The 22,600-nt window shown below is 49.3% G+C and carries 27 protein-coding genes; 10 read left to right on the top strand and 17 right to left on the bottom strand.

Annotated elements, in window-relative coordinates:
* Positions 1–34 precede the first annotated feature (34 nt).
* The 4 genes from tusD to KOI40_RS11640 all read left to right on the top strand — a co-directional run bounded on the left by tusD (position 35) and on the right by KOI40_RS11640 (position 2,030).
* Positions 35–454 carry a sulfurtransferase complex subunit TusD gene (gene tusD / locus KOI40_RS11655; RefSeq protein ID WP_216097699.1) on the top strand — a complete coding sequence of 140 codons (420 nt, stop codon included), beginning with the start codon at positions 35–37 and terminating at the stop codon, positions 452–454.
* Between the two features lie 24 nt (positions 455–478).
* Positions 479–811 (top strand): DsrE family protein, encoded by a 333-nt coding sequence (locus KOI40_RS11650; protein ID WP_216097698.1) that lies wholly within the window; start codon positions 479–481, stop codon positions 809–811.
* A 26-nt stretch (positions 812–837) separates the two neighbouring features.
* On the top strand, positions 838–1,122 hold the full coding sequence (gene tusB, locus KOI40_RS11645; RefSeq protein ID WP_216097697.1) for a sulfurtransferase complex subunit TusB: 285 nt from the start codon (positions 838–840) through the stop codon (positions 1,120–1,122).
* A gap of 227 nt (positions 1,123–1,349) precedes the next feature.
* Positions 1,350–2,030 (top strand): ATP-dependent zinc protease family protein, encoded by a 681-nt coding sequence (locus KOI40_RS11640; protein ID WP_216097696.1) that lies wholly within the window; start codon positions 1,350–1,352, stop codon positions 2,028–2,030.
* A gap of 62 nt (positions 2,031–2,092) precedes the next feature.
* Here the strand turns inward: KOI40_RS11640 and rraA are convergent, their stop codons facing one another.
* Genes rraA through KOI40_RS11625 form a run of 3 tightly spaced genes read right to left on the bottom strand, consistent with a single transcriptional unit; the run spans position 2,093 to position 3,854 of the window.
* Positions 2,093–2,578: a ribonuclease E activity regulator RraA gene (rraA, locus tag KOI40_RS11635; RefSeq protein ID WP_216097695.1), complete on the bottom strand. Its 486-nt coding sequence runs from the start codon at positions 2,576–2,578 to the stop codon at positions 2,093–2,095.
* Between the two features lie 39 nt (positions 2,579–2,617).
* Entirely contained in the window at positions 2,618–2,914 is a 297-nt protein-coding gene (locus KOI40_RS11630; protein ID WP_216097694.1) for a Rieske (2Fe-2S) protein, read from the bottom strand.
* Positions 2,877–3,854 carry an alpha/beta hydrolase gene (locus KOI40_RS11625; protein WP_216097693.1) on the bottom strand — a complete coding sequence of 326 codons (978 nt, stop codon included), beginning with the start codon at positions 3,852–3,854 and terminating at the stop codon, positions 2,877–2,879. The genes KOI40_RS11630 and KOI40_RS11625 overlap by 38 nt, the downstream gene beginning before the upstream one ends.
* A gap of 671 nt (positions 3,855–4,525) precedes the next feature.
* On the opposite strand from KOI40_RS11625, the gene pabB reads away from it, so the two are divergent.
* Positions 4,526–5,941: an aminodeoxychorismate synthase component I gene (gene pabB / locus KOI40_RS11620; RefSeq protein ID WP_216097692.1), complete on the top strand. Its 1,416-nt coding sequence runs from the start codon at positions 4,526–4,528 to the stop codon at positions 5,939–5,941.
* A gap of 73 nt (positions 5,942–6,014) precedes the next feature.
* Here pabB and thrH read toward each other — a convergent pair whose 3' ends face one another.
* Positions 6,015–6,632: a bifunctional phosphoserine phosphatase/homoserine phosphotransferase ThrH gene (thrH, locus tag KOI40_RS11615; RefSeq protein WP_216097691.1), complete on the bottom strand. Its 618-nt coding sequence runs from the start codon at positions 6,630–6,632 to the stop codon at positions 6,015–6,017.
* A 611-nt stretch (positions 6,633–7,243) separates the two neighbouring features.
* Here thrH and KOI40_RS11610 point away from each other — a divergent pair.
* A complete protein-coding gene (locus KOI40_RS11610) occupies positions 7,244–7,969 on the top strand; it encodes a phosphoadenylyl-sulfate reductase (RefSeq protein WP_216097690.1) in 726 nt (241 codons plus the stop codon).
* Between the two features lie 36 nt (positions 7,970–8,005).
* The gene (locus tag KOI40_RS11605; protein ID WP_216097689.1) at positions 8,006–8,341 is read left to right on the top strand and encodes a hypothetical protein; all 336 of its coding nucleotides are present in this window, start codon (positions 8,006–8,008) and stop codon (positions 8,339–8,341) included.
* Between the two features lie 126 nt (positions 8,342–8,467).
* On the opposite strand, the gene cysB is transcribed toward KOI40_RS11605, so the two are convergent.
* Positions 8,468–9,442, bottom strand: coding sequence for an HTH-type transcriptional regulator CysB (gene cysB, locus KOI40_RS11600; RefSeq protein WP_216097688.1), 975 nt, complete (start codon positions 9,440–9,442; stop codon positions 8,468–8,470).
* Positions 9,443–9,594: 152 nt separating this feature from the next.
* Between cysB and KOI40_RS11595 the strand changes: the two genes are divergently transcribed.
* On the top strand, positions 9,595–10,371 hold the full coding sequence (locus KOI40_RS11595; protein WP_216097687.1) for a sulfite exporter TauE/SafE family protein: 777 nt from the start codon (positions 9,595–9,597) through the stop codon (positions 10,369–10,371).
* A 12-nt stretch (positions 10,372–10,383) separates the two neighbouring features.
* Here KOI40_RS11595 and KOI40_RS11590 read toward each other — a convergent pair whose 3' ends face one another.
* From KOI40_RS11590 to KOI40_RS11550, 9 genes are all read right to left on the bottom strand, one after another.
* On the bottom strand, positions 10,384–10,941 hold the full coding sequence (locus tag KOI40_RS11590; RefSeq protein WP_216097686.1) for a universal stress protein: 558 nt from the start codon (positions 10,939–10,941) through the stop codon (positions 10,384–10,386).
* Positions 10,942–11,117: 176 nt separating this feature from the next.
* On the bottom strand, positions 11,118–12,035 hold the full coding sequence (locus KOI40_RS11585; protein ID WP_216097685.1) for a 5'-nucleotidase: 918 nt from the start codon (positions 12,033–12,035) through the stop codon (positions 11,118–11,120).
* Between the two features lie 99 nt (positions 12,036–12,134).
* A complete protein-coding gene (locus KOI40_RS11580) occupies positions 12,135–13,136 on the bottom strand; it encodes a D-cysteine desulfhydrase family protein (protein WP_216097684.1) in 1,002 nt (333 codons plus the stop codon).
* A 98-nt stretch (positions 13,137–13,234) separates the two neighbouring features.
* Positions 13,235–13,567, bottom strand: coding sequence for a preprotein translocase subunit YajC (gene yajC / locus KOI40_RS11575; RefSeq protein ID WP_216097683.1), 333 nt, complete (start codon positions 13,565–13,567; stop codon positions 13,235–13,237).
* 150 nt (positions 13,568–13,717) lie between these two features.
* Positions 13,718–14,515, bottom strand: a complete 798-nt coding sequence (locus tag KOI40_RS11570) for a helix-turn-helix domain-containing protein (RefSeq protein ID WP_216097682.1) — start codon at positions 14,513–14,515, stop codon at positions 13,718–13,720.
* A 561-nt stretch (positions 14,516–15,076) separates the two neighbouring features.
* On the bottom strand, positions 15,077–15,553 hold the full coding sequence (gene bcp, locus KOI40_RS11565) for a thioredoxin-dependent thiol peroxidase (RefSeq protein WP_216097780.1): 477 nt from the start codon (positions 15,551–15,553) through the stop codon (positions 15,077–15,079).
* 146 nt (positions 15,554–15,699) lie between these two features.
* Positions 15,700–16,206 (bottom strand): DUF2244 domain-containing protein, encoded by a 507-nt coding sequence (locus KOI40_RS11560; RefSeq protein ID WP_216097681.1) that lies wholly within the window; start codon positions 16,204–16,206, stop codon positions 15,700–15,702.
* Between the two features lie 175 nt (positions 16,207–16,381).
* On the bottom strand, positions 16,382–17,362 hold the full coding sequence (locus KOI40_RS11555) for a malate dehydrogenase (protein WP_216097680.1): 981 nt from the start codon (positions 17,360–17,362) through the stop codon (positions 16,382–16,384).
* Between the two features lie 149 nt (positions 17,363–17,511).
* Complete coding sequence (locus KOI40_RS11550; protein ID WP_233710217.1) at positions 17,512–18,147, bottom strand: dUTP diphosphatase; 636 nt, start codon at positions 18,145–18,147, stop codon at positions 17,512–17,514.
* 313 nt (positions 18,148–18,460) lie between these two features.
* On the opposite strand from KOI40_RS11550, the gene KOI40_RS11545 reads away from it, so the two are divergent.
* Positions 18,461–18,979 (top strand): phosphatase PAP2 family protein, encoded by a 519-nt coding sequence (locus tag KOI40_RS11545; protein WP_216097679.1) that lies wholly within the window; start codon positions 18,461–18,463, stop codon positions 18,977–18,979.
* A gap of 39 nt (positions 18,980–19,018) precedes the next feature.
* The gene (locus KOI40_RS11540; RefSeq protein ID WP_216097678.1) at positions 19,019–20,128 is read left to right on the top strand and encodes an MJ1255/VC2487 family glycosyltransferase; all 1,110 of its coding nucleotides are present in this window, start codon (positions 19,019–19,021) and stop codon (positions 20,126–20,128) included.
* A 33-nt stretch (positions 20,129–20,161) separates the two neighbouring features.
* Here the strand turns inward: KOI40_RS11540 and KOI40_RS11535 are convergent, their stop codons facing one another.
* From KOI40_RS11535 to KOI40_RS11525, 3 genes are all read right to left on the bottom strand, one after another.
* Positions 20,162–20,935 (bottom strand): TatD family hydrolase, encoded by a 774-nt coding sequence (locus tag KOI40_RS11535; RefSeq protein WP_216097677.1) that lies wholly within the window; start codon positions 20,933–20,935, stop codon positions 20,162–20,164.
* A 165-nt stretch (positions 20,936–21,100) separates the two neighbouring features.
* Complete coding sequence (locus tag KOI40_RS11530; protein WP_216097676.1) at positions 21,101–21,454, bottom strand: PilZ domain-containing protein; 354 nt, start codon at positions 21,452–21,454, stop codon at positions 21,101–21,103.
* Between the two features lie 34 nt (positions 21,455–21,488).
* The gene (locus tag KOI40_RS11525) at positions 21,489–22,559 is read right to left on the bottom strand and encodes a DNA polymerase III subunit delta' (RefSeq protein WP_216097675.1); all 1,071 of its coding nucleotides are present in this window, start codon (positions 22,557–22,559) and stop codon (positions 21,489–21,491) included.
* Positions 22,560–22,600 lie beyond the last annotated feature (41 nt).

The following is a 22,600-nucleotide window of genomic DNA, read 5'->3' as shown; positions in this document are numbered from 1 at the left end:
CCTGCCCCCTATCTACTCAAGCCTGCAAACCGCCATGAAATTCTCACTGATAATCTACAGCTCGCCACAGGATCAGCTCGCATACCAGACCCCCTTTCGTTACGCACAAACGCTTCTGGAGCAAGGACACGAGCTTTACCGAGTGTTTTTTTACGGCGATGGTGTCCATACCTGTGCAGACGGCTCTCTGGAATCACACTCAGCAGAACTGACCGGCGCAGGAAGCCAATGGGCAGATCTGGCTCACAAGCATGATCTGGACATGGTTGTTTGTGTAACAGCCGCTCTGGAACGTGGTATAGCAAGGGAAGAAAAGCTGGATCATCCGGCTTGCGACGGAAATCAACAGTCAAAGACTGAAATCCGAGGCATTCTGGATGGCTTCCAGCTATCCGGACTTGGTCAACTGGTCGACGCCATGGCCAATAGCGACCGCACCATCACCTTTCGTTAACCCCAAACAGGCGGCAAGATACCCATGAAGCTTTTGCTGATCATTAACAGCCTAACCGCTGATACCTCTCACCTTAAAGAGAGCCTCGATGCAGGATTGACCAGCGCAGTATTTGGATTAGAGGTTAGCCTGCTGTTTCAGGGAGAAGGTGTACTTTACCTCGCCCCTGAGACTGACATTAACCAGCAATCTCTCAAGGATCTCGCCATCTACGGCATAGAAAACATCTATGTGGATGAGCAGGCACTTTCACAACACCAACTTACCGCGACCCATCTGGCAATTTCTGCAATGCCACTGGACAACCAGGCAATGGGCACCCTTCTGACGGCACAAGATACCGTACTGCACTTCTAACCCATCATTTCTTCAGGACACATAAAGTGACTTTACACATTCTCAATCAAAAACCTGATTCTGACAGCTTCTCCAAATGCCTGGGCGTCTGCCTTGAAAGCGACGAGATTGTTTTGATTGAAGATGCGGTAGAAGCTGCTGCAGATGAAAGCTTCTGCAAACTGCTGACAAACACCCACCACTGCTACGCCCTTGATGAACATCTGGCCGTAAAAGATATTACTCTGCCTCACAACAGCCACATTAAGCCCATCAGCTACATAGACTTTATTGAGCTCTGTGCACAAAAGAACCCCATCGTCAGCTGGTAACTGACTGTTACCCGCAGCGCGCAAGAACCCATTTCCAGCGTTAAACCAGACCTTGAAAATTTCCGGAGTTCAGCCTGATATCGGCAGATTGTTAACTGCTCGGCCTTTTTTCCAGACTCATTGAAGGACTTGTCGCCTGGATACACTCTTAAAACCTGACCACTTTTCAGCATTGCCGCCACTGTATACGCTACAGGCATCCTGTACATATAAAGGAGGTATCATTTATGCAGAAAGTCATTCGTAGCTGGCTGAGTCTCTTCACCCTACTCAGCTGCACTGGCGTTATGGCAGCTGCCAGCAAAGAAGCCACTGAAGAACCACTGTTGACACTTGGATGGGTGGAACACGCGCATCTGATTGAGCCCAACTACCCTTTAAAGGCAAAACTTGATACTGGCGCGAAAACATCGTCCCTTGACGCAAGGATCATCAAAGCTTTCAGGCAATACGGGAAACGCTGGGTGAGATTCGCCGTTCAAAACCCCAAAACAGGCGAAGAAACCATATTGGTTCGAGAGCGAGTACGCACCATCGGGATTGTTCAGCATGAGGGAGAAAGTGAGGTTCGCCCTACGGTAAACATCGAAATCTGTCTCGCAGGGCAACATCGGGACATCGAAGTGAGTCTGGTTGATCGAGAAAACTTCACCTACCCATTACTACTGGGCCGTCGGGCACTTAAACATATAGCGATCGTGCACCCTGGCGAAACGTTTATGTCTGATCAATCCTGCGAAAACGTGACAGAAGAGACAAAGTCATCCCCAAAACCCTCCAGCAAAGAATCCCCGGGGGAAGAAGATGATAAAGAACAAACTATCGACGAAACTGAAGCTGCCGGGGAAAATGAAAAGTCGGGTAATGCGGAAGAGCGATCAGATAAGCAACTGGATAATCCCGCGTAAGCGTTAAACTCCAGGTAAAATGCGCCACACAATGAGTGGCGCATTTTCATGCCTCAATAAAATCAAGGCATTGAAAGAGATTCAGAAGAGACAATAACACCGTTATTATCTGCGTATAGATATTCACCAGGATTGAAAGTCACACCACCAAAAGTCACCGGCAAATTAAGCTCACCAATGCCTTTTTTGTCTGTTTTCATCGGGTGAGTGTTCAAAGCCTGCACGCCAAGATCCAGCGCTGCAATCGCATCAACATCACGAATACATCCGTACATCAAAATGCCTTCCCAGCCGTTCGCTACAGCTTTTTCGGCCAGCATATCCCCCAGACACGCCCTGCGTAACGAGCCGCCAGCATCAACAACCAACACCTTGCCCGCACCAGGCTCTGCTACCTGTTCCCTAACCAGGGAATTGTCTTCAAAACATTTGATCGTGACAATTTCTCCACCAAAAGATCTGCGACCGCCATAGTTATTGAACATAGGATCAACAACCCGCACCAATTCCGGGTAAGCGTCACACAAGTCAGGAGTGATGTATTCCATATTTATTCCTAAAACGTTGAATGGATGAGTTTGCAGGCGTTATAGCACAACGCCTATAAGATTTCCCTCATAGGCTGGCATAAAGATCTTGAGCGAAGATGCACAGGAAGGTGAACGACCCGTCAGCAAATTGAATTCCAAACCATGCATTGGACAGCGTATGACACCCTGCTGAATAGCTCCATGAGTCAGCGGAGCTTGCATATGCGGGCAACTGTTCTCGATCAGAAAGGTACGCCCATCCTCCTGAATCAACAACAAATCGATACGCCCTATTCTGAAGGCACGCCGATAACCATCATGCAGCAGATGTAGCTTCTCCAGTGGATAAAACACGATTTGACTCCCCCCCCGTCGCCAGCAGATTAGCAATATCTGCCGATAGACTGGCGACTTTTACCGGGTCCGTCAAGGTCGGAAATACCAGCGACTGGGAGAGCTCCTCATCCATTGAATCACTGTCAAACATACCGACCAGAACCCCCTGCTTTTGAAGTTCCTTGAAGCCCTCATCAAGCTGAGGCATTGCCTCGTCGGAACCGAACCAATGAATCAGACGACCCGAGACTGCCAGCTCACCCCACAAATCAAGACCCAGACTTTCACCTCGGCGCGAAAACCACTGATTTTCTTTGATCAACCCCTGTAGATACGATACTGGCTCCGGCTCCGGCCCCACTTGCAGATCCATTTTTGCCTTGCCAGCTGCCAACAGAGTCGAGACAACCGGAATACGTGTCCATAAAGAACGGCAAAAGGGTACGCCAGCCCCAATGACGAGTCCTTCACCGTTTACTGATATCACACCCAGCGCCAACGCCCCCAAAAGAGCTCCTGCTCCAGTACCATACCCAAACCAGTTAACCGCACGTCCCGATTGCTCGGATACAAATTGCTCAACTGCCGGAAGGTCGTAACGGGCATAGTCCTCCAGCGTGTTATCGTCATAACATTGATTGACCGGTGACAAACCGTGGCCACGGAACTCAAGCAACCAGACATCCACACCCAAATCAATCAAAGTCTTTGCCAGACATTCACCTGACTCAGACCACCACAGGCGGCGGTTCTGGTAACTGCCATGCACCAAAACCAGTGTTGGCCCTTCAGAAATCTCCGCGATGCCACCTTTCAACGATGACAGATGAGTCAGAGCCAGCTCAACAGATTTATCAGGGCTGTTGTTGGGCTTGATCAGATAAATATCCTCAGCAAGCCCCTGCTGAACTTCTGCACTCATTAAACGCGCAGGAAAAAAACGGCTACTACTCTTCACGGCAAGCCTCATCCTTAAGCAAAACGACGGAATGGGAATATATGGAAAAACAATACGCTAAACAAAAAATAGCCAGAGGAAATGCAACAAGAAAAACTGTAGAAGGGAAGGTATTCATTCAGGTATTTACCAGGCTTGTCTACTGCACAACACCGACATTGATTTACTGCAAAATACTGAACAGCACACTGTCTTCTGATGCATTGCGTCTAACGAGTTAACCACAGCATAAGATTAAGCCTAGCCGGATAACATGATTTGAGCCAATGGATTCTACAGCAAATTAAAAAAAACAGAGCAGGTTTAATCACGGAACCGCATCAACAATCTCCTGGCACGCTTCCGAACACAAAGCTGCAAACCGGATAGAAGTCCGCCCGATCCCAAAGTCCATTCTGCAAAAGCCGAGGATAAATACTCTCACCCGCATTTCAATAAATGACCAAATCCTATGGCCAGACATGTTTCTCGACCACAGTTGTCTTATAGAAAAAAATAGCCTCACACACTACAATGCCGCGCCTGTGCAGCTTCCACCAATTCAAAACCCTACATACCTGCACAGTGAACATACGATGTGATTAATGCTTGACTGGCCCCGGTGAGATAAAATGGCCACTTCTTGATCACTTCACTGACTACGTATCTGTACCCGTATTGGAATCAGCCTGATGCCCACATCACAAGACTATCTCAGTCTACCCTTGCCCTATCAGCAAAACAGCTCTGGGTATTTTGAGGCCATCAGGGGTTGGGGTTGGCCAATTTGGCTCGACAGCGGAGAAGACGGCCCTAACCAAGGTCGCTTCGACATTCTCAGTGCTACTCCTGGTAAAAAACTGATTGCCAGCAGCCAGCAATGTGTCTGTGAACACACAGATCCTGAAGCAACGGTTCCAGTCAAAATACGTTATACCGACGCCTGGAGCGCATTGAAACATGAGCTGCCTCCTCCAGCTGATGCCACATACAGCGACGATATAAAACACCTTCCCTTTCGTAGCGGGATGCTGGGTTATCTGGGGTACGACCTGGGAAGGCAGGTAGAGTCTCTCGATGACATCCGAGCTGATGACACAGGGTTGCCACTGCTACTGATGGGGTATTATCAGTGGTCCATTGTTCAGGATCATAAGCGTCAAACAGCCACTCTTGTTTGTGAAAAACAGCTCGGGCAGGATTTTTTTGATGAGCTCCAGCAAAAAATTCTGGACGCTTTGAACAAAGAGCCCCAAAAAAGAAAAAATCTATTTAAGATCAATGACTTAGAAAGCAATCTTAGTAGTATAAATTATCGAGAGAAAATTGATCGTATCCAAAGCTATATCCATGCCGGGGATTGTTATCAGGTCAATTTCTCTCAGCGTTTTAAAACCACTTATCAAGGAGACCTCTTTGGTGCGTATCTCACCCTAAGAGAGAAACTCCCCTCACCTTTCTCCTGTTTTTTTGAAACCGAACTCGGGACGGTTCTGAGCCTGTCTCCTGAACGCTTTATTCTGAGCGCCAATGGACAACTGTTAACTCAGCCAATTAAAGGTACAGCCCCCAGAGGAACCACCTCCGAAGAAGATCAACGACTGGCCCAAGAACTGCAAGAAAGCAGTAAGGATCAAGCCGAAAACCTGATGATCGTGGATCTACTGCGGAACGATCTGAGCAAAGTTTGCCAGCCCCACACAGTGAAAACACCCAAGCTTTTTAATCTGGAGAGCTACGCCAACGTGCATCACCTGGTGAGCAGTGTTACAGGCGTGATCAAGGACAATGCCAGCCCAATCGACATTCTGGAAGCCAGCTTTCCAGGCGGTTCCATAACCGGCGCTCCAAAAATCAGGGCCATGGAAATCATTGAAGAACTGGAAGAGAGTCGTCGCTCTGTCTATTGCGGCAGCATTGGGTATATCGATCGATCAGGTCAGATGGACACCAACATTGCTATTCGCACCATAGCGGCGAACGATAAAGAGCTGTTTATTTGGGGTGGCGGCGGCATAGTCGCCGACTCAGAAGCAGAAAAGGAATATCAGGAAACACTGACCAAGATTGGCCTGATCATGAAGACGCTCGAAGGCATGAGCGACTGAAGGGAAAACAAAGCAAGTTTTTCATACCCGGAAACCAGCCGGCCTCCGGGTATGAGTAAAAGATATTCTTAAATTACAGCGTCAGAGGACGAACACTGGCTTTAATGAATTCTTTTTTCAGATCTTCGTAAGTGTGAACCGCAGGGTATTGAGGAAACTCCGCGATTACATTATCGGGTGCATGGAACAGGATACCCGCATCGGCTTCTGCCAGCATTGTCGTATCGTTGTATGAATCCCCTGCTGCAATGGTACGGTAATACAGAGACTTCAAGGCAACGATGGATTGACGCTTGGGGTTGGCCTGACGAATGTTGTAATCCGTCACGCGTCCAGAGTCATCCACGGTAAGCTTATGACACAACAGAGTCGGATAACCCAATTGCTTCATTAATGGACCGGCAAACTCGTAAAAAGTGTCAGACAGGATAATGACCTGAAAGCGCTCACGCAGCCAGTTTACAAACTCCTGAGCCCCGTCCAGAGGGCTGAGTGTGGAAATCACTTCCTGAATTTCATTGAGACCCAGCTTATGCTTGTCCAGCTCTGCCAGACGCATGGTCATCAGTTCATCGTAATCCGGAATATCCCGTGTGGTGGCTTTTAAAGCCTCAATACCGGTTTTTTCCGCAAATTTAATCCAGATCTCAGGGATCAGTACCCCTTCCAGATCCAAGCATGCAAGTTCCACAGACAAGCTCCTACTGAACGTTTATACGTTGATTTAATGATCATCGAGCCTGCACTCTATACTGGCAACCCAACGAAACGCAGCAATCTACCCTGTTCCACCCAGAGGTGCAACGCAACTTTGCGTCAGGACCTGGCCAGCACCGGTTGGCAGCAAAATCTTTTCACGTGAAACTCCTAACAAATTAGATTAATAAATAACCACAACTTACTTTTAGATAAGACATCGATGAGGCCAGTTAAAGTAAATTCTAGGGTTATCCGGTTTGTATTGGCTAACCACAAACCACATCTTGATTAAATTTCAGCACAAAGTGGCATATATTGAACATTGTTCCACGAACAAACCATGTGCAATCCGGGTCATCTGCTTAAAGTTATTTTAGTTATAAAGCTATTGCTCGAGATTATTTTTAAGTTATCAATAGCTCTGGTATCCTTCGCGCGAATTAAAATCCCGTTTGAAAAACAATACCGGGTTTAAAAACAATAGTAGTTTAAAAATACAGTGTTCAGGACAAGCCGGATCAGCAGGGCAAGTGCCTTCCCTACCTCCGCTTTACTGCCACACCCAAACCGTAACAGCCAAAGCCAGGAATTTAGGACAGAAGCATGTCTCAGCTACTCGATACCGTTGATCTTGATAAAACGCTACAAGCACAGAGCCCACAGGAAATCCTGAAGTTTGCCATTGAAACATTTGGTAATATTGCCATTTCTTTCAGCGGTGCCGAGGACGTGGTTCTTGTTGATATGGCCCACAAGATTGACCCGGATGTCGAAGTCTTCTGTCTCGATACCGGCCGCCTGCACCCCGAGACCTATCAGTTTATCGAAAAGGTGCGTAATCATTATGACCTGTACATCGACATACTGAGCCCTGATGGCGATGCAGTGAGAGAGCTGGTTCAGGAAAAAGGCCTCTACAGCTTCTATCAGGACAACCATCAGGAGTGCTGCGGCATCCGCAAGATTGCCCCTTTACGCAGCAAGCTGCTGGAAGTGGACGCCTGGGTCACTGGTCAGCGCAAGGATCAAAGCCCTGGTACCCGCGCCCAGATCCCGGTCATTCAGGATGACAAGGTCTTTGCACGTCCCAACGGCACTCTGACCAAGTTCAACCCACTGGCAAACTGGACCTCAAAACAGGTTTGGGACTATATTCGCAGTAACGAGGTGCCTTATAATTCCCTACATGACCGTGGATTTATCTCCATTGGCTGTGAACCCTGCACCCGCCCTGTTGGCCCAGGCCAGCACGAGCGTGAAGGTCGCTGGTGGTGGGAAGAAGCCACGAAAAAGGAATGTGGTCTGCACGCCACCAATATCGACAACTAGGCCCGTAAAGCAGTCGGGCTGAGAGAGGATGCTTTAGTGAAAATCACACTGGTAAAGAAAATCCTGGCCGATGGGTCTCCCTGCAAAAAATGCGGCGATGTACTCAACAAGCTGGAAAGCAACGATCAAATGAAGTTTATCGACGAAGTTCTGGTTGCCGATGAACGTGATCCTCAAAGCCCTGGCATGAAGCTGGCCGGTGAGCTGAATGTCAATCGTGCGCCCTTCTTCGTAGTTGAGCGTATGGGCGAGGCCCCTGAAGTCCACACAGTCTACTTCAAGTTCGTGAAAGAAGTGCTGGATCAGAAAACCAGCGAAAAAGAAGAGCTCAAAGAAATCATGAATGACAATCCAGATCTGGATTACATCTGATCGACCCCGCTTCACTGTCCTGTCTCAGGGTGAGTGACAACACGCAGCCAGATCGTACTGAGCAGTAAAAATAAAAAGGAGGCTTGAAGCCTCCTTTTTATTGATTGCCTGTTTTCAACGGCCAACTCAGTAGGTCGGTAAATCAATCGTAGAGAAGAGCTCCTCCACTTCCGCCTTTGAGTGACGGTTTAACGCATCAGTCACCACTTCTCGGGTCAGGTGTGGGGCAAACAACTCAATGAACTCGTACATATAGCCGCGCAGGAAGGTTCCCCGTCTGAAGCCAATCTTGGTTGTACTCGACTGGAACAGATGACTTGCATCCAGGGCAACCAAATCACTGTCCAGCTCTTCGTTATAGGCCATCTTGGCGATAATACCGACGCCTAACCCAAGACGTACGTAAGTTTTAATGACGTCGGCGTCCGCGGCTGTAAAGACCACTTTTGGCGCCAGACCTCGCTCAATGAAGGCCTCATCCAACTTGGATCGCCCTGTAAAGCCAAAGACATAGGTCACCAGCGGGTGCTTGGCGACATCTTCGAGGGTTAATCGTGACACCTGACATAATGGGTGATTTTTAGGAACCACAATGCACCGGTTCCAGCGATAACACGGCATCATGATCAGATCACTGAACAACTCCAGAGCCTCGGTGGCTACCGCGAAGTCAACGGTGCCATCTGCGGCCATCTCGGATATTTGCATCGGAGTCCCCTGATGCATATGCAGCGACACATCCGGGTAGCGATCAATAAAGGTCTCTATGATTTTAGGCAAGGCATAACGCGCCTGAGTGTGGGTAGTAGCCAGCGAGAGACTTCCTTTTTTCTCGTTGCTGAATTCCTGAGCCACCTGCTTAATGCTTTCAACCTTGCGTAGAATTTCACCCGCCGTCTTCAGAATAGCTTCGCCAGCAGGGGTAATACGAGTTAAATGCTTTCCACTTCGCGAAAACACCTCAACACCCAGCTCATCTTCCAGTAAGCGAATCTGCTTACTGATACCCGGCTGCGATGTATACAGACTCTGGGCGGTCGCAGATACATTCAAATCGTGATGGGCTACTTCCCAAATGTATCGCAGTTGCTGCAGCTTCATAAGCCCTCCAAATGGCCTGATACTGAGAATTGATTATAAAAATATAAAAAAATATTCTTTTCCAGAATAGTAACTAATCCGTATATTTACCAGCCTAAATTTCTTTATTGCTTATAGCCAGCCTCTTTCCAATAACCATAGCCTATATAGTCATGGAAATCTTACTTTATATCTTTGCAGGAGCCGCAGTAGGTCTGGCCGTTGGGGTTACCGGGGTTGGCGGCGGCTCCCTCATGACCCCCCTGCTGATTCTCTTTGGGTTTCCATACCATGTCGCGATCGGTACTGACCTGCTGTATGCGTCCATTACCAAAGCTGGCGGTGTCATCTCTCACCAGAGAGAAAAGCACATCAACTGGCGGATCGTAGCGGCTCTTGGGGCCGGCAGTATTCCTGCCGCCATCATTACGACCCTGCTTTTGAGGACTGTTTTTACCCACGCGGACGAATACAAGGAGTTACTGACCACCAGTCTGGGCATCATGCTGCTGATCACATCGCTGGTTTTGCTGTTCAAATCCCGCTTGCAGCCCTCTTCGGCGTCTGGGGCCGGTCATTGGCTGCAAAACCACGCCACCCCCGTAACGGTTGTGATGGGCGTGTTTTTGGGGGTGTTTGTGACTCTTAGCTCCGTCGGAGCCGGCGCAATTGGCACGGCAATTTTGATGATACTCTACCCTGCACTTCAGGCCCGTCACATAGTCGGAACGGATATTGCGCACGCAGTCCCCCTCACCCTGGTAGCAGGACTTGGGCATATGCTCTTTTTGGGTAATGTGGATTTTGTCCTTCTGGCCTGCCTGCTAATGGGATCCTTGCCCGCTGTCAGTCTGGGGACAAAAATAGGTGCAAAACTTCCAAATCACGTCTTACAACCTGTTTTGGCATTTATTCTTATGGGTTTGGGGATTAAATTTGCCGCCTTTTAAGCGTCCGGCAGTCTAGCGAGCTCTGGAAGCCACTTTATACCAGCTTCTGGGGCTGATCATTGGCACCATATACACAGGCACCTTGGAGAGCTGTAAGACACGGGAAGTGACGGACCCCAGGACATTATTGCCCATGGATTCCGGCCCATGGCTGCCCATTACTATCAAATCGGCATCCAACCTTTTAGCTTCACTGAGTACCACTTCCGCCGGTTTTCCCTGAACCACAGAGACATCTTCAAAGCAGTCATAATTGGGCGCCGACTGACTGCGCTCAAACTTGAGAGAGGCCAGTATACGAGTCTTGATGGATTGCAAAAGCCGACATTCTGCGGGAAAGGGATAATGCGCCTGACCGGCTGAAAAAGCTGTAAGATCACTCGCTGGCGCGCCGCGATCTACCGCACCAATATAGCTGGCGACCACCGCCTGCGCATAACTGTTGAGTGGCTCGACGGCATGAACAACAATAACCTTAGCCTCCAGCCTTGCTGCAAGATCGAGTGCATGCTCCATGGCATGAGCAGAAAAAGGTCCAAGATCCGTGGCAAATACAATCTTTCGAATCATGCTACCGCTACCCGTCAGTGAGACGACAATAAATCAGTTAGTCCCTGTTAACATGAAGAATAGCAGTCTATAGCGGATAGGATGGGTGCAAAAACAGAAATGAAGCCATTGGCAGCGTAAAAAAGCTGCCAAAGTGACGTCTCATACCTTGTTTAGGCATAAAATGATCAGAACGACTAATCCCCTTCTTTCATTAACTCATTAGCAATTCCGTGGGGTACATGACCCGTGGCCACATGGGTTCTGGCGGAATCGCAGTGGGTTTTCTGGTCGTCAAAGAAGACATCGGCTCCATAGGCCTTTAAAAACGCCCCCTTATCCATCCCGCCAAGAAACAAAGACTCATCAATACGCACATCCCAGGCTCTGAGAGTACGTATCACACGCTCATGAGCAGGGGCTGAGCGGGCGGTAACAAGAGCCGTACGGATTGGAGTTTCCTCGTCGCCAAACTCTTTCTGCAGACTTTGCAGCGCCGACAGGAAAGCTTTAAACGGACCGCCCGATAGAGGTTTCATGGCTGCGGCCTTTTCACTCTCGGCAAAAGCTTTCAGGCCCTGCTGCTTGAATATACGTTCGGACTCGTCAGAAAAAAGGACCGCATCACCATCAAACGCGAACCTGAGCTGATCACCGTGTTCTGTTTGAGATGAGGAAGCCATCAAGGTCGCAGCAGCAATTCCATGATCAAGCGCGTGACGGACGTCATCGGCATCGGTAGAAAGGAACAAGTGACACCCAAATGCCGACACATAGCGATATGGGCTTTCTCCCCCACAGAATGCAGCCCGGGAGATGTTCAGGCCATAATGTTCAATGGAATTAAACACCCTGAGTCCGGTATCAGCGCTGTTCCGGGAAAGCAGAATAACTTCCACCCGGGGCTCGCCAGGTAGCTGCTCATTCAATCTCAGCAACTTTTGAACCACAAAAAATGCATCGCCAGGCTTAAGCACATCGTTTTCATGTTCGATCTGGTATCGAGAATAGGCTTCCAACCCCTCCTTTTCAAAGACTGTATGGCTGTCTCCAAGGTCAAATAACGCCCTGGATGAAATGGCCAGAACCAGCTTTCGATCGCTTACACTCACCATACAGATCCCCTCCCCTTAATCCGTTTTCACACCGAGCACTTGAGCAGGCAATTATTGTGGCAAGTATTACCTCTCATGTCTAAGTCCATGATATTAAACCTAAAAACCAAACTCTTCACGCTGAGGAAAATTACCAAACACGCCACCAGTGTGAACAAAAACAATGTCTTTGGCATCTGCCATGCGACCAGCCCTGACTTCTTCCAACAAGCCGTGAAATGCCTTGCCGGTATACACAGGATCAAGCACAACGCCTTCCGTCCTCGCAAGCCAACGGATCGTCTCAAACACGGCCTTATCAGCCCTGGCATAACCGGGACCAATATAGCGGTCATTAACAAGAATATTACAGTCCTCAGCGGCTTTTGCTTTGCCCCCCATCAGAGACTCATAACGCTGCTGCCAATCGAGCATATCGGCTCTGACCTTTTGTTGAAAATAATGCTCATCGTCGCACACCGCCATGCCAATGACCTGAGTTTTCCATCCCTGAAGATACGCCCCCAAAGTCAGACCAGCCTGGGTGCCACCAGAGCCGGTTGCCATGACTATATGGCTTGGAACGATGCGCTCGCGGCTAAAATCCGCGCCTAACTCTTTGGTCGCTGCAATATACCCCCAGATACCAATGCCATCACTGGCTCCGGTAGGAATGACAAACGGTTTACGCCCCTCAGCCCTGAGGCTTTCCGCAGCCTGTTCCAACAGATCCGGCAAGGACTGGGTAAACTGTCGTACCGGATACTGCCTGACTTCTGCACCAGCCAGATAGTCCAGCAACAGGTTGCCATCGGCAGCCTCTTCTGTTTCCCCTCGGAGCACCAGTACAACTTTCAATCCCAACTGTGCCCCCAACAAAGCCGTGGCCCGGCAGTGATTGGATTGCAGGCCGCCACAAGTGACAATGCTGTCACACCCTTGAGACAGAGCTTCAGCCAGGGTGAATTCCAGCTTACGTACCTTGTTGCCGCTGAGGGTACAACCGGTTAAATCATCTCGCTTCATCCATATGTTGACCCCCAGCTCATCAGAAACACGTGCAAGTCGCTGCATCGGGGTAGGAGTTTGAGCGAGATTCAGACGAGGAGGAAAAGACAGCATGAGACCCACCTTTTTATCGCATTGTGAATATCTGACAGTATCCTGACACGCACAAAAAAGGCAGCCTTGTGGCTGCCTTTTTTGTGTTCAAATCTTCATTAGATCGACTTGATAGTGCCTTTTGGCAAAACTGCATGAACCGCTGACTTTTGAAACTTCAGCTCTACACTGTTACCAGTTTCAAGAATCATGTAGTTTTCGTCAACTTTGGTAATTTTACCCAGCATACCGCTGTTCATGACGACTTCATCCCCTTTGCTCAGACCAGACACCAGATCCTGATGCTCCTTCTGGCGCTTGCGCTGAGGGCGAATCATAAAGAAATACATAAAGATAAACAGACCGCCAAACATGACCAGAGTAATCATTGGATTACCCTGTGGGGCGGGTGCTTGTGCTTGCGCCATCGCGGCGGGGATGAAAAAGCTCATCAAAATTCCTCGTTGTTACTTGCTAAAAGCTACTGGAAAGTATCTAACCCAAAGGCTGAAACTCTACCGCTTTTGCCAGAAGCAGGCAATCAACATTGCGTAAATTGATGAGCTATTTATCGACCAGACAATTGTCGTCGACTATCCCGATTATGCGTAATCCCGAAACAGCTTGCGGAAAGTGCTGGGAGACAGGCCTGTCCAGCGCTTGAACGCATTGGTAAAACTGGTTCGGTCAGAGAAATCCAGTGACGCAGAGATGCTATCAATGCTCATGGTTTGCTCTACCAGATAAGTGATCGCATGATGAAAGCGAACCTGATCGCGCAACTGAGCAAAGCTGATGTTCTGTTGCTGCAACCGTCTCTGGAGCGTTCTTTTCGAGAGATTCATTTCTTCTGCAATAAAATCGATAGACAAGGAGCACTTGCCAATTCGCTTTTGCAGAACGTCAACGACTCGTCCGGGAACCCCGTAAACTTCGGGTAAACGCGCAAGCTGGACATATTCTTCAAATGTTCTGACGCCTTCCGTAGCAAAGCCTGCACGCAGTTTTTCTTGATCTACGGGCTGAACCCGCTGAAGTTCAATCATTTTGGCCACTCCTTTTGCCATTAATTCAATCGTTTCGATATCTTCATCTGTAAAACCACTTTTCTCTGATGTCCCCCGCAAAAAACAGAGAACCCCAAATAATTGGCCAGTTACAAAGACCGGGGCACATAAATATCCCCGAATGACGAACTCATTATAGGTCACGCCTTCTGAGTTCACACAAAAATTGCTCTGAAATGTGACCCTTTTTTGCTCTATGACCTCAGAACACCAAGATACATCACTACCAATAGCATCAAGATTGGTTAATTTTGAACCACTATGCGCTTCGACAACGGCTTCATCCTGCAAAAACCTGACTCTGAGCAATAAAGCTTCATCTGCGTCAAACATGACACGTCCGGCATCAAGATAGGCCTTACAGTGCAGATGATAATTTTCGTGTCTGTCGGTTAGCAGCTCGTGCAGGCACCTTAACCTATCGGCCAGATTCAGCTGATTAGAGGAATAGCCTTGGCTGATTCGACCCTCAGCAACGAGCATTTCAGTATCATCTACCATAGTTGTCTTCGCGTACCGTTGTTGTGGTTACTCATTGAATTGTTTATGGATCCTGCAGGCCTGGAAATACTTCGTCAAAATACTCTGAAATCGAAACCTTTCTTTTTGACTCTATTTCCAAGATTGTCAAAACTATTCGTTATAAACCAATTAAACCAGCCAGATACGCGCCACGCCGTTGCTTTAGGTGACAATACTTCATCCGCGTTAACAGAGCCGTCTTATTGATATGCCGCATTAACCACAAGGCGTAAGAGTCTGGTATCTGATGGCATCAAAGCCATTAGGATAATAAAAGGCTGGCAGGCCTGAAAATAAGCAAAAAGTAGGAGTAGAAAGCGAACCAAATGCTCAGGATTTGGTTCGCTTAAATTTTGAACCGTTTTTTCAAAGCTAGAGGGACAACTCTTTCAGGCGAGCCAACAAATCATCGTGATGTGATTTGGTTTTGAATTTGTCCATAACATCTTTCAGTCGGCCATCCTTGCCAATAATGAAGGTCGTACGAATCAACCCCATAAACTCTTTACCCATGAATTTTTTCAATCCCCAGACACCGTATTTGTCTGCAATCGCGTGATCTTCGTCGGACAACAGATCGAAATTCAATTCATGTTTGTCGATAAACTTCTGTAGACGCGGATAAGGGTCTGGGCTTACTCCAAGAACGACTGTATCCAATGCTTCCAGCTCTTTTTTTGTATCTCTGATGCCACAAGCCTGAGTGGTACATCCAGGCGTCATTGCTTTCGGATAAAAATACAAAACAACATTCTTCTTATCGCGAAAATCTTTGAGACTGACTTTACTACCATCTTGTTTCTGAAGGTTAAACGCCGGGGCAAGATTGCCAATTTTGGGGTATGCCATGAAAAGCTTTATCCTTAATTTACTGCTGGAAGTGAATTTGCAGGTTCCAAGTATATCGTTCCCTGCCCTGTAAAGACCATTTCTGCTCGTTGAAGTTAAGTTAATTGCGTCTTTTGAAGTATCTGCCCCGATATTCCCCAGAGACATCAGCAGGCCAAAAAGCCCCACTGTATGTTCCTTTTAGTGCGAAGCCCCTGCTGATTCAGCTGACTCAGAAGCAACTCCAGGTCTTTTTCGTTGAGAAAATCTCCAATTTCCACCAACCCTCCATCACCGCACAAGGTAACGTGATGAATGGAACAGGTTTCATCCAGTCCCAGCATGAGAGACAGGTGGGCTCTTTCAAACCACCACACCTGTGAGAGCTGGCCAACCTGCTTGCGAACAGCCACACCCTGGCCCGATATCAACAATTCCTCGCGAGCCTCGCAGCGTAGCCGTACCCAGTACAACACGCCTGCCAGCAGCAAGACCTCGCCCAAAATAAATGGAATCACCAGCCAGGCTCCCAAAAACATAAAAATCAGGCTGGTAAACAAGGCAGGCACCAAAATGCCAAAAGACAAAACCGCCTGCATTTCTGCTGACAATGAGTGATTTGGCTGTAACAGCACGGAGGTTTGATCATTCTGGCGTTGCCTGATTGTAACCATAACTCACCTCTACCCTACTGATGTACGCAAATGAAGCCTTGCCAGTTCACAGTAAGGCTAGCATTTGCCTTTAAGGAGCTATGGGATAAATCCGAATATAAACGGAGGCGCTTAAAAATCAGGCAAAAAAAAGCGCGGTTAAAACCGCGCTTTTCGAGTCTGGTAAAAGACCGGATTATGGCAGCAGGTCTGCTACGGCATCACGCTCTTCTTTCAGCTCTTGCTCAGTGGCTTGCATCTTGGTCTTGGAGAAGTCATTCAGCTCGATGCCCTGAACGATTTCCCAGTCGCCATCTTTACAAACACATGGGTAGCCGTAGATCAGGCCTTCTTCGATGCCGTAAGAACCATCGGAGTAAACACCCATAGTCACGTAGTCACCTTCTGGAGTGCCCAGAGCCCAATCGCGCATGTGGAAAATTGCGGCGTTAGCTGCTGAAGCTGCAGAGGAAGCACCGCGAGCCTGGATAATAGCTGCACCACGTTGCTGAACAGTTGGGATGAAGTCATTTTCGTACCAAGCCTGGTCGATCAGGCTCATGGCATCCGCACCGTCAACTTTGGTGTTGTGAATGTCTGGGTACTGAGTCGCAGAGTGGTTACCCCAAATAATAACGTTTTGTACGTCATTGATGGTTTTACCGGCTTTCTCAGCCAGTTGGCTCATGGCGCGGTTGTGATCCAGACGCATCATGGCAGTGAACTGACGTGGGTTAATGTCTGGTGCGTTGCGCTGTGCAATCAGAGCGTTGGTGTTTGCTGGGTTACCAACAACCAGAACCTTGATGTCACGTGAAGCGTGATCGTTGATTGCTTTACCCTGTACAGAGAAGATCGCAGCGTTTGCTTCCAGCAGATCTTTACGCTCCATACCAGGACCGCGAGGACGTGCACCAACCAGCAGAGCGTAATCAGCATCTTTAAAGGCAACATTAGGATCATCGGTGCAAACCAGACCGGCCAGTAGTGGGAATGCACAGTCATCCAACTCCATTGCAACACCCTTCAGGGCATCCAGAGCTGGAGTGATTTCAAGCATTTGCAGGATTACAGGCTGATCTTTGCCCAGCATTTCGCCAGCGGCGATGCGGAACAACAGGGAGTAGCTGATTTGACCGGCTGCGCCAGTCACGGCAACACGTACGGGTGCTTTCACGATAAATCTCCGTTTACGCTCTAATTATGAAAGTGGGGACGAGCGTCGAAAAACGCCCATCAGGCGGTGGTGCATTATAGGGATTCAACAGAAAAATGCATCAAAAAGTATCGACCAATGATAATCAATCTCATTAAATCCCTATCCAGTTACGCCTTGATCGCTTGATATCGCGCACTTAAGGCGTCGTACAGATCCGTTTTGAAGCTGTCACTGGAGGCGTCCAGCTCCATAGAGGCCTCGACCAGATGCTCGTTATCCTCTTTTCCGTTCCAGATTTTGATGTAAGAACCATCCTGATAACCATGATCCTGACGGAAGAAATTGAGAACGTTCTTGCCAACGTAGCCTTTAAACAGCATATCGAAACTCATATCGATACCGGCCATCAGACGACCGAATTCAGCCACCGAAAAGCTCTTGCGACTTAACACGTCTGCGGCAAAGCGCTCCAGATCAAGACGAAAGTCGGTTTCATCGGTCTCGATGACCAGCTCTTGCTCTACCTGCTCGGTGATGTCATTCAGTGAAGCCCCGGACTGCAGAAGGATACTCAACCCAAAGTGCCAGATATCGATCAGCTCCAGCTGCACCTGCTCCACGTCGGGCGTTTGTTTTTTCCACCATTTCCAGCCGTAATGATCCAGCAGTTCACCACACTCAATCCAGATGGCACGGTACCACTCAAAGTTCTGGCTCCGCCAATCAGCATTAACCTTGGTATTCATGCTGTCCTGAAGCTCAAGCATGGTCAGTAATTGTTGTTGAATAGAACCTTTAGGCATTCGTCCCCCGACGCATTTGATAGATCACACTTGCTCAGCACAAGCCTTGTAGCCCGCAATATTAACAAACAACCCGTCATTGCCCCACACAAAGAGTGCGATAAAGCGACGGAAATACCCGCTGATTGACACGAAACTGTCACCCAATCCTCATCTGTCTGTCACAACAGGGACATAATCTGAATTTGATGACGAAATATACAAAGAAAGAAAAGTACAGAACATTAAACGCCTGCCTCCTAAAACCAATAACATCAGGCGAGAGACCCGACCGTCCAGTGACGGTTAACTCTGACACATGGGGTAACTGACGATGAAACTGTTACAAAACCTCCATAACTACGACCTGCTGACCTTTGACTGGTGCCTGCGCCGCCGACACCTGCAACAACTCACCGCTATTAGCCGATGGATTTCGAAAACCGCCGATGGACATCTATACGCCATTGCCGGTCTGGCTTTACTGCTGAGCGGCAGTTACGACATTTTTACGGTGGTTCTGGTGGCGTTTGTCACCGAGCGTGCCTGCTACTTTGTGCTGAAATCGCACTTCCGTCGCAACCGTCCGCCACAGGCAATCCCCGGATTCCAGAGCGTTGTCCAACCCAGCGATCAATTCAGTTTCCCGTCCGGACACACTTCAGCCGCTTTTTTGGCTGCGACCATGGTTTACCTGTTTCTACCGGATATCGGCTGGGCCCTCTACCCCTGGGCCTGCACCGTGGGTGTGTCCAGAGTGCTTCTTGGGGTTCACTTCCCCACCGATACCGTAGCCGGAGCTCTGCTGGGATCCAGCATTGCAATAGTAAGTTTCACCCTCTTGGCTGCTTGATATAGCAGCTTTTTTTACATATCTGATTGCAGGAGTCGTATGAAGTTATTTTATGGTGTTCAGGGAACAGGCAATGGTCACATCAGCCGCGCCCGTGCAATGAACACCCATTTACAGGCAGCAAATGTAGATGTTCAGTACCTGTTTTCAGGACGAGCCCGTGAGGACTATTTCGACATGACCCCTTTCGGGGACTGGGAATGCCGCCGGGGCTTGAGTTTCGTTTCACATGAGGGACGTTTGCGGCCTTTGGCCACAATGCGACAAAACAACTTCACCCAGTTGTTCAGGGACATTCGAGAGCTGGATCTGAGCTCATACGATCTGGTCATTTGCGATTTTGAGCCCATTACCGCCTGGGCCGCAAAACAGCAAGGTATCCCCTGCATCAGTGTCGGTCACCAATACGCCTTTTTGTACGATGTCCCCACGCAAGGCGACTCCTGGTTGTCGAAAAAGATTCTCCAACACTTTGCACCGGGGCATCAGCAACTGGGCCTGCACTGGCACCATTTTGGACAACCGATTCTGCCGCCGATCATTGATCTCAGCATTACACCACCCGAAGACAACGCCGAGCAGGTGCTGGTGTATCTGGGGTTCGAATCTCCAGACGCAGTGATCCCTCTGTTAAAGCAATTCCCAGATACACAGTTTGTCTATTACGGAAAATTCAAAGCGCCAACAGAAGAAGGCAATATCTCCCTGCGCCCTTTGAGCGTGACCGGTTTTAAAGAAGATTTGTACCGCTCTTCCGGCGTGATATGCAATGCAGGATTCGAATTGGCCAGCGAAGCTTTACATCTCGGCAAGCGACTGCTGGTGAAACCACTCCACGGTCAAATGGAGCAGCTCTCCAATGGCCTCGCCCTCGAAGAACTGGATTTGGGAAGTTGTATGCAACAGCTGTCTGCAGACAGTATCAGAAAGTGGCTGGACTCACCGGCAGCGCCACACTGCCAGTATCCGGATGTCGCCAAGGCTATTGTCGAATGGCTAACGAACCCTCAGCGCGAGTCCGTTGAAGCGCTTTCGAGCCGCTTGTGGAAAGAAACCCGGATAACCGGAAGAAACAACAACAGTCCGCGTCACAAAGTATCAACCACCGAAGCTAACAATACCGGCAGCCCCCTTCCCGCGGCACTATAACACCAATGATTAGAAACGGGTCACAAGGCCAAATCAGGCCTTGTAAAACAGCCTGTGGAAGTTCTCGCCGGTGATTTCGCACAGCTTTTCGTAACTGATCCCTTTCAGATCAGCGACAAATTCCGCAACTTCCCTGACGAAAGCTGGCTCGTTGGGCTTTCCACGGTATGGAATCGGTGCCAGATAAGGCGAATCAGTTTCCACCAGCAAGCGATCCAGCGGCATCTTGCGGGCAACATCGCGCAGTTCCTCGGCATTTTTGAAGGTCACAATGCCAGACAGGGAGATGTAATAATTCATGTCCATGGCCGCTGAGGCCATTTCCCAGCTCTCGGTAAAACAGTGCAACACCCCGGCGTATTCTGAATTGCCGTGCTCGCGAATCAAATCGAGTGTGTCCTGCCGTGCATCGCGGGTATGGACAATCACCGGCAGCTTGGCTTCACTGGCCGCCCGCAGGTGAATGGCAAAGCTTTTACTTTGAACCTCTTTGGTTTCGTCACTGTAGTAGTAATCGAGTCCCGTCTCACCCAGAGCCACAACCTTGGGGTGTTTTGACCACTCCACCAATTGCGTCTCGGTAGCCAGCCCGGCGTCCACATCCAGAGGATGAACCCCCACAGAGGCCACCACATCGTCGTGCTTCTCTGCCAGCTCAGTCACTGCCTGACGGTTATCCAGGCTGATCCCTACACACAGCATTTTCCCGACGCCACGATCACGTGCAGCCTGTAAAGCTGCATCGAGCTCACCGTCGTATTTGTTCAATTTCAGGCGGTCGAGGTGACAATGGGAATCAACTAACATACAAAACCTCTTACATCTTTTTTCAAATGTGCACGCTTCTTTGAAAAGTACCAAAAATACAAAGAAGAGTACCAAAAACACAAACGCTGTCGTTCATAAAGAAAAAGGCCAGGAAACCCTGGCCTCTCGTTCTGATCCATACGCTGGTGGTGCCCCAATGCATACCTACATCGTATGTGTCGGGCGATCCGATTCCAGCGAGCCCGCCAGATAGGTCTCAATTTTGTTGGCTGCGGTGTCATCCTGATCGCTGAATTGAACACCAACGCCTGCTGCACGGTTGCCCTGTGCTCCCTTCGGGGTGACCCACACAACCTTGCCAGCCACAGGGATCTTTTCAGGCTCATCCATCAGATTGAGCAGCATAAAAACCTCGTCACCAAGGCTGTAGCTTTTGTTGGTGGGGATAAACAATCCGCCATTTTGCACAAAGGGCATATAGGCCGCATAGAGAACCGCCTTGTCCTTGATCGTCAAAGACAGAATACCGTTGCGGGCACCTCCTCCCAATCCCTGCATACATCCTCACTCACATTGCAAATTTAACCAGAGGTTAAAGTAATCCATTCATCACTTGCTGTCTACTTTGCGAGACCTGAACGGACTGTCGGGTCAACGCCTGCCAATCCATCATCAGTTCTTCCAAAAGCAACTGTTTGTTGGGGTTGGCACTGCTCAGGAGCTGGCGTTTGACGGCCACTATTTTATCCCAGAAGCGGTAAACAATAGCACTGGGGATGGTGCCTATAAGCGCCAGCAACTGGTCTTCAACGGAATTACCCACCGACACCTCTTCGGTCACCTGGCGCTTTAACCCCAGTTGAAGCCACTGCATGAGCGATTCCACCACCGGCAAGGGCTCTCCCCGTTGTAATTCGGCCGCGAGCTCCAGGGCTGAACGAGAGCTGTCCGAGAGCGACAGCAATCCAGTGGCCAGTGATTGCCTTTGCTCCAGTGCATCACCATTCAGCAGGTCGAGTGCTGCCAAGGGCGCTCCGCCGGCACAGCCGAGCAGATAAACAGGATCCTGCCCCACAGCCAATGGCGTCAACCAGGCCAGGCTTTCTTCCGACGTTGGGATCTGAAAAGCAATCTGCTGACAGCGGCTGCGAATGGTGGCCATAACCTGACTGGGCACATGAGACACCAGAATCAGGGAGCTGTTGCCTGAAGGCTCCTCCAGGCTTTTCAGCAGGGCATTGGCCGCATTCACGTTGAGTGCCTCTACCGGCTCAATGACCGCGACCTTTTTACCCCCCTGCTGAGCCGTCTTGGCCAAAAATTCGGTCAATTGACGAACCTGATCGATCTTGATGACCCGGCTGGTGCCCTCAGGGCGCAATACAAAAAAGTCGGGGTGGGTTTCGGCCAGATTCAACTCACACCCTTTACACCGCCCGCAAGGTACCTGATTAACCGGCGACAGGCACAGCAAGTAATACCCCAACGCCTTGGCAAAATGGTACTTGCCAATGCCCTTGTGTCCGGACAGCATCAGCGCGTGAGGCAACTTCTGATCCATATGCTGCTGTGACAGGCGCTGCCAGTGCGTCATCTGCCAGGCATAGGGAATTGCCAGATCATCTCGGGATGAACCGTTTGAAGAGCCGTGTTCATTGCTCATAGGTGGAATCCAGTTGGAACTACTGTTCAGTTTGCCAATTA

The organism is Pseudomaricurvus albidus, assembly GCF_018863235.1.
Taxonomy (GTDB): domain Bacteria; phylum Pseudomonadota; class Gammaproteobacteria; order Pseudomonadales; family Cellvibrionaceae; genus Pseudomaricurvus; species Pseudomaricurvus albidus.
This window is presented reverse-complemented; position numbering and strand designations above follow the sequence as displayed.

What these genes read in the sequence shown, in the direction of transcription:
- tusD (WP_216097699.1), top strand. Translation starts at nt 35, where the DNA reads ATGAAATTCTCACTGATAATCTACAGCTCGCCACAGGATCAGCTCGCA.
- KOI40_RS11650 (WP_216097698.1), top strand. Translation starts at nt 479, where the DNA reads ATGAAGCTTTTGCTGATCATTAACAGCCTAACCGCTGATACCTCTCAC.
- KOI40_RS11640 (WP_216097696.1), top strand. Translation starts at nt 1,350, where the DNA reads ATGCAGAAAGTCATTCGTAGCTGGCTGAGTCTCTTCACCCTACTCAGC.
- rraA (WP_216097695.1), bottom strand. Translation starts at nt 2,578, where the DNA reads ATGGAATACATCACTCCTGACTTGTGTGACGCTTACCCGGAATTGGTG.
- pabB (WP_216097692.1), top strand. Translation starts at nt 4,526, where the DNA reads ATGCCCACATCACAAGACTATCTCAGTCTACCCTTGCCCTATCAGCAA.
- KOI40_RS11610 (WP_216097690.1), top strand. Translation starts at nt 7,244, where the DNA reads ATGTCTCAGCTACTCGATACCGTTGATCTTGATAAAACGCTACAAGCA.
- cysB (WP_216097688.1), bottom strand. Translation starts at nt 9,442, where the DNA reads ATGAAGCTGCAGCAACTGCGATACATTTGGGAAGTAGCCCATCACGAT.
- KOI40_RS11595 (WP_216097687.1), top strand. Translation starts at nt 9,595, where the DNA reads ATGGAAATCTTACTTTATATCTTTGCAGGAGCCGCAGTAGGTCTGGCC.
- KOI40_RS11590 (WP_216097686.1), bottom strand. Translation starts at nt 10,941, where the DNA reads ATGATTCGAAAGATTGTATTTGCCACGGATCTTGGACCTTTTTCTGCT.
- KOI40_RS11585 (WP_216097685.1), bottom strand. Translation starts at nt 12,035, where the DNA reads ATGGTGAGTGTAAGCGATCGAAAGCTGGTTCTGGCCATTTCATCCAGG.
- KOI40_RS11580 (WP_216097684.1), bottom strand. Translation starts at nt 13,136, where the DNA reads ATGCTGTCTTTTCCTCCTCGTCTGAATCTCGCTCAAACTCCTACCCCG.
- yajC (WP_216097683.1), bottom strand. Translation starts at nt 13,567, where the DNA reads ATGAGCTTTTTCATCCCCGCCGCGATGGCGCAAGCACAAGCACCCGCC.
- KOI40_RS11570 (WP_216097682.1), bottom strand. Translation starts at nt 14,515, where the DNA reads ATGTTTGACGCAGATGAAGCTTTATTGCTCAGAGTCAGGTTTTTGCAG.
- bcp (WP_216097780.1), bottom strand. Translation starts at nt 15,553, where the DNA reads ATGGCATACCCCAAAATTGGCAATCTTGCCCCGGCGTTTAACCTTCAG.
- KOI40_RS11560 (WP_216097681.1), bottom strand. Translation starts at nt 16,206, where the DNA reads ATGGTTACAATCAGGCAACGCCAGAATGATCAAACCTCCGTGCTGTTA.
- KOI40_RS11550 (WP_233710217.1), bottom strand. Translation starts at nt 18,147, where the DNA reads ATGCCTAAAGGTTCTATTCAACAACAATTACTGACCATGCTTGAGCTT.
- KOI40_RS11545 (WP_216097679.1), top strand. Translation starts at nt 18,461, where the DNA reads ATGAAACTGTTACAAAACCTCCATAACTACGACCTGCTGACCTTTGAC.
- KOI40_RS11540 (WP_216097678.1), top strand. Translation starts at nt 19,019, where the DNA reads ATGAAGTTATTTTATGGTGTTCAGGGAACAGGCAATGGTCACATCAGC.
- KOI40_RS11535 (WP_216097677.1), bottom strand. Translation starts at nt 20,935, where the DNA reads ATGTTAGTTGATTCCCATTGTCACCTCGACCGCCTGAAATTGAACAAA.
- KOI40_RS11530 (WP_216097676.1), bottom strand. Translation starts at nt 21,454, where the DNA reads ATGCAGGGATTGGGAGGAGGTGCCCGCAACGGTATTCTGTCTTTGACG.
- KOI40_RS11525 (WP_216097675.1), bottom strand. Translation starts at nt 22,559, where the DNA reads ATGAGCAATGAACACGGCTCTTCAAACGGTTCATCCCGAGATGATCTG.